The sequence below is a fragment of the Caballeronia sp. genome (genome assembly GCF_049581465.1).
Classification (GTDB): domain Bacteria; phylum Pseudomonadota; class Gammaproteobacteria; order Burkholderiales; family Burkholderiaceae; genus Caballeronia.
On record NZ_JBAUSA010000176.1, the window covers coordinates 1 to 5148 of the forward strand.

Consider the following 5148-nt stretch of genomic DNA (forward strand, 5'->3'; position numbering starts at 1 on the left):
GCCCACTTCCACCAGCCCGAGATAGCTTTCGATGTGCGCCACGCGTTTGGCCGAATGCAGCGCGAGTTCGCAACCGCCGCCCAGCGCGATACCCGACACCGCCGACACCACCGGCACGCTCGCGTACTTCACGCGCAACATGCCCTGCTGGAAATTCTTCACGAACGGTTCAATACCCTTCGCGCCGCCCGTCATGAACGCGGGCATTGCCTCTTCGAGATTCGCGCCAGCCGAGAACGCGCCACCCGGATTGCCCAGTTTCAACGCCGACGTTTGCCAGATCACGACGCCCTTGTAATCCGCTTCGGCGATTTCGATGGCTTTTGTGAGGCCATCGATCACCGACGGTCCTATCGTGTTCATCTTGCTTTTGAACGACACGATTACTACGTCATCCTCACCAGCCCGGTCATCGACCCACGCACGTACGGCGTCGGTTTCGAACAGCGTCTTGCCGTAGGTTTTTGGATCGGCGCCTGTTTCGCCGACGAGCGGCGCGCGGAAAACCTGCTTCTTATAGACGTCGAGCGACGAACGCGGCACAAAGCTTTTGGAAGCCGGCGACCACGATCCTTCAGCCGTATGCACGCCGCCCTTTTCAGCGACAGGACCGTCGAACACCCACGAAGGCAACGGCGCGCTTGAGAGCGCCTTGCCCGCATCGATATCTTCCTGGACCCACTTGGCCACCTGCGTCCAGCCAGCCGATTGCCAGCCTTCGAACGGGCCTTCGTTCCAGCCGAAACCCCAGCGAATCGCGAGGTCGACGTCGCGGGCATTATCCGCAACGGATTCCAGATGCACGCCGATGTAATGAAACACATCGCGGAAGATGGACCACAGGAATTGCGCTTGAGGATGTTGCGATTCGCGCAGCAACTTGAGACGTTCGGCGGCAGGCTTCTTCAGGATGCGTCCGATCAGGTCGTCGGCTTTGCCGCCGCCATCGACGTATTCGCCCGTCTTCGGGTCCAGCACCTTGATCGCCTTGCCTTCCTTCTTGTAGAACCCCGCACCGGTCTTTTGACCGAGCGCGCCTTTCTTGACCAGGCCGGCCAGCACCGCCGGCGTTTCGTACATAGGGAAGAACGGGTCGTCGGCGAGCGTATCTTTCATCGTCTTGATGACGTGCGCCATGGTGTCGAGGCCGACCACATCGGCCGTGCGGAACGTCGCCGATTTCGCGCGACCAAGGCGTGCGCCGGTCAGGTCATCGACTTCATCGAAACGGAGTCCGAACTTTTCGCTCTCGGCGATCACCGCGAGAATCGAGAAAACCCCCACGCGATTCGCGATGAAATTCGGCGTGTCCTTCGCACGTACAACGCCCTTGCCCACGACGCTCGTCAGGAACGTTTCGAGTTGATCGAGAATCTTCGGTTGCGTGGTCGCGGTCGGAATCAGTTCGACCAGATGCATGTATCGCGGCGGGTTGAAAAAGTGCACGCCGCAAAAACGCGCCTTGAGTTCATCCGAAAATCCGTTCGACAACTCCGTGATCGACAGCCCCGACGTATTCGTCGCGAAGATCGCGTTCTCACCAATATGCGGCGACACCTTCTTGTAGAGATCGTGCTTCCAGTCCATGCGCTCGGCGATCGCCTCGATCACGAGGTCGCATTGCGCAAGCTTCTCGATGTCGTCGTCGTAATTGGCGGCCTGGATGTACTGCGCGTCGTCCTTCACGCCGAAAGGCGCGGGCGACAGCTTCTTCAGGTTCTCGATCGCTTTCAGCGCGATCCCGTTCTTCGGGCCTTCCTTGGCCGGAAGGTCGAATAGCAGGACCGGCACCTGGGCGTTGATCAGGTGCGCAGCGATCTGCGCGCCCATCACGCCGGCGCCGAGCACAGCTACCTTGCGAATGTTCAGATTGCTCACGTATTGCCTCCGGGAGTTTTGATTCAACGAATGCTTGAGATGACGACGCGCGGCGCTCCATACAACGCACCGCGCGCCGCAAATGAGGCCTAGAACAAGGCTTCGTCGTAGTCCATCAGCGTCTTCGATCCAGCGCGCGCGGCGCGAATCGTCGATGCTGTTTCAGGCAGCAACTTGGCGAAGTAGAACCGCGCGGTCGCGAGCTTGGCTTTGTAGAACGGATCGCCCGATGCTTCCTTGTCCAGCGCAATACGTGCCATGCGCGCCCAGAAGTACGAGAACACCAGATGCCCGACAGTACGCAGATAAGGCACGGCCGCCGCACCGACTTCGTCCGGATTCTGCATCGCCTTCATGCCGATTTCCATCGTCAGCTTTTGCACCTTGTCGCCGATATCCGCGAGCGGGTTGATGAACTCCTGCATCTCCGGCTTCACGCCTTCTTCCTCGACAAAATCCGTCACGAGCTTGCCGAATTTCTTCAGCTTCGCGCCCATGTCGCCGAGAATCTTGCGGCCCAGCAAGTCAAGCGCCTGGATCGAGTTCGTGCCTTCGTAGATCATGTTGATGCGGGCATCGCGCACGTGTTGCTCCATGCCCCATTCGGCGATAAACCCATGGCCGCCGTAAATCTGCATACCCATGTTGGTGCCTTCGAACGCGTTATCGGTCAGGAACGCCTTGATGACCGGCGTGAGCAGCGCGACGAGATCGGCGGCGTCCTTGCGCACCGATTCGTCAGTGTGCGAAAGTTCCTTGTCGATATTGAGCGCAGCCCAGTACGTGAACGCGCGACCGCCTTCGGCATAGGCCTTTTGCGTCAGCAACATGCGCCGTACATCCGCATGCACGATAATCGGATCGGCCGCTTTTTCCGGCGCTTTCGGCCCGGTCAGCGAACGCATCTGCAGGCGTTCTTTCGCGTACACGAGCGAGTTCTGATAAGCGACTTCGGTCAGTCCCAGACCCTGCATGCCCACGCCCAGACGCGCCGCGTTCATCATCACGAACATGGCGTTCAAGCCCTTGTTCGCTTCGCCAACGAGCCAGCCCTTCGCGCTATCCAGGTTGATCACGCAAGTCGAGTTGCCGTGAATGCCCATCTTGTGTTCAATGGAGCCACACTTCACGCCGTTGCGCTCGCCCGGAACGCCCGCATCCGTCGGAATGAATTTCGGCACGATGAAAAGGGAAATACCCTTCGTGCCGATGGGCGCGCCGGGCAGGCGAGCCAGCACCAGATGCACGATGTTCTCAGCCAGGTCATGCTCGCCGCTGGAGATGAAAATCTTGGTGCCGCTGATCGCGTACGAGCCGTCGGTGTTCGGCTCGGCCTTCGTACGCAACATGCCAAGGTCCGTGCCGCAGTGCGGCTCGGTCAGGCACATCGTGCCCGTCCAGGTGCCGTCCACGAGCCTCGGCAAATACACCGCCTGCAACTCCGGCGCGCCGTGCGCGTGCACGCATTCGTACGCGCCGTGCGACAAGCCGGGGTACATCGCCCAGGCCTGGTTCGCCGAGTTCAGCATCTCGTACATCGCGTTATTCACGAACACGGGCAGGCCCTGGCCGCCGTATTCCGGATCGCAGCCGAGCGCGGGCCAGCCGGCTTCCACGTATTGCTTGTAGGCTTCCTTGAAACCCGCCGGCGTACGAACGACACCATCGCCTTCGTACGTGCAGCCTTCCTTGTCACCGCTCTGGTTCAGCGGAAAGATGACTTCGGCGCAAAACTTGCCGGCCTCTTCCAGAACCTGGTTGATGGTGTCGGCGTCCAGGTCGGCATGCTTCGGCATGCTCTTGACCTCGGCTTCCACGTTAAGCATTTCATGCAACACGAATTGCATGTCGCGCAGCGGCGCAGCGTACTGTCCCATCGGTCTTCTCCAAAGTGTCCATGAAGCTCGGGCGATGCGCCGCCGAAAACGCCGATGCGGCCAACGCCTAACGCCCGTTGCTTTGATACGAAACTATCGTTTTTTCCAGTGCATCCCGCGTCAATTGCACGGCATCCGGCAAGTGCAGGAAACGCGCGTCGTGATGCAGGCCAAGCGTGAAGCTGTACAGCTCGAAGAGCATGAGCGCAGGGTCCGTATCCGCTCGTAAATGCCCTTCATCTTTCGCCTGCGAGATCGCCCGGGTGAGCGCTGAGCGCCAGGTCGTCACGCTATGCACGAGCTGCTCGCGCACCAGGCTGTCCGCGCGGTCGTCGTACTCCACGGCGCCGCTTATGTAAATACAGCCTGTCGTTACTTCCTCGATGCGCTTTTCCATCCAGCGCGCCAGCATCGATCGCAAGCGCGGCAAGCCACGCGCCTCGCGCAGGCTCGGGTAAAACACCTCGTTTTCGAAGCGGCGGTGATATTCCTTGACCACTTCGACCTGCAAATCCTCGCGCGACCCGAAATGCGCGAACACCCCGCTCTTGCTCATCTGCATCCGTTCGGCCAGCAAGCCGATCGTCAATCCCTCCAAACCGTCCCGGCTTGCCAGGTCCAGCGCGGCGTCAAGAATTGCAACCCGTGTCTGTTCGCCTTTTCGCATGATCCTTTACCATTCTCAACTATCAAATAAAAATCGAACGGCCGTACGATTATTGTAGGTGACCGTTCATGAAACAAGCAATTTTTTAGAAACTGGAGTCTATTTTCGACCGACATCGGTCGGACGAGACCTAAGTTTGTCTCGGTTCGCGTGCGCATTGCCAGTCAGGGCTGTCCCGACTGGCATTCCTGCGATTCAATCGTAACGGCCGACCGTGAGCATTTTCATCATTGTCCGGTAGCCGTTATAGGCCAGCCAGTTGAGTAAGCGAATGCCGATCGGCCTCGCGGCGTAGTGCTCGGCGGTGACCGGCTGGCTTTCATGAAAAGCCGCGAGGATCGCATCGCGCAGTTTCACGATCTCATTTTCGTGGTTCACCAGGACCATGTTGGCTTCGTTGTTCAGCACGAGACTCAGCGCGTCCAGATTCGAGGACCCGACCGTCGCCCAGTTCGAATCCACCACGGCTACTTTGCCGTGGAGAATGGTTTTCTCATATTCCGCGATCCTCACGCCGTATTTCAGCAGGGTTCGATACAGAAACGGCGTCGCGTAATCGAGCGCGACAAACTCCTTCTTGCCGATGACGAGCGTCACCCGCACGCCGCGCTGCGCCGCCTGAGCGAGCGCGCGGCGAAGCTTGCGGCCTGGCATGAAATACGGATTCGCCAGCATCACCTCAGTTTCCGCGCGGGAAATTGCGACGAGATAGGCCTTCTCTATAGC

The 5148-nt window shown here is 59.4% G+C and carries 4 protein-coding genes; all 4 read right to left on the reverse strand.

Features of this window, described 5'->3' with window-relative positions:
• Nucleotides 1–1878 (reverse strand): 3-hydroxyacyl-CoA dehydrogenase/enoyl-CoA hydratase family protein (locus tag WCA53_RS04435; RefSeq protein WP_423905957.1); only part of this gene is annotated, 1878 nt, incomplete at its 3' end.
• Nucleotides 1879–1967: 89 nt separating this feature from the next.
• A complete protein-coding gene (locus WCA53_RS04440; RefSeq protein WP_423905960.1) occupies nt 1968–3755 on the reverse strand; it encodes an acyl-CoA dehydrogenase C-terminal domain-containing protein in 1788 nt (595 codons plus the stop codon).
• Nucleotides 3756–3822: 67 nt separating this feature from the next.
• The gene (locus WCA53_RS04445; protein ID WP_423905962.1) at nt 3823–4422 is read right to left on the reverse strand and encodes a TetR/AcrR family transcriptional regulator; all 600 of its coding nucleotides are present in this window, start codon (nt 4420–4422) and stop codon (nt 3823–3825) included.
• Between the two features lie 195 nt (nt 4423–4617).
• On the reverse strand, nt 4618–5148 hold a 531-nt coding region (locus WCA53_RS04450), incomplete at its 5' end, for a phospholipase D-like domain-containing protein (RefSeq protein WP_423905965.1).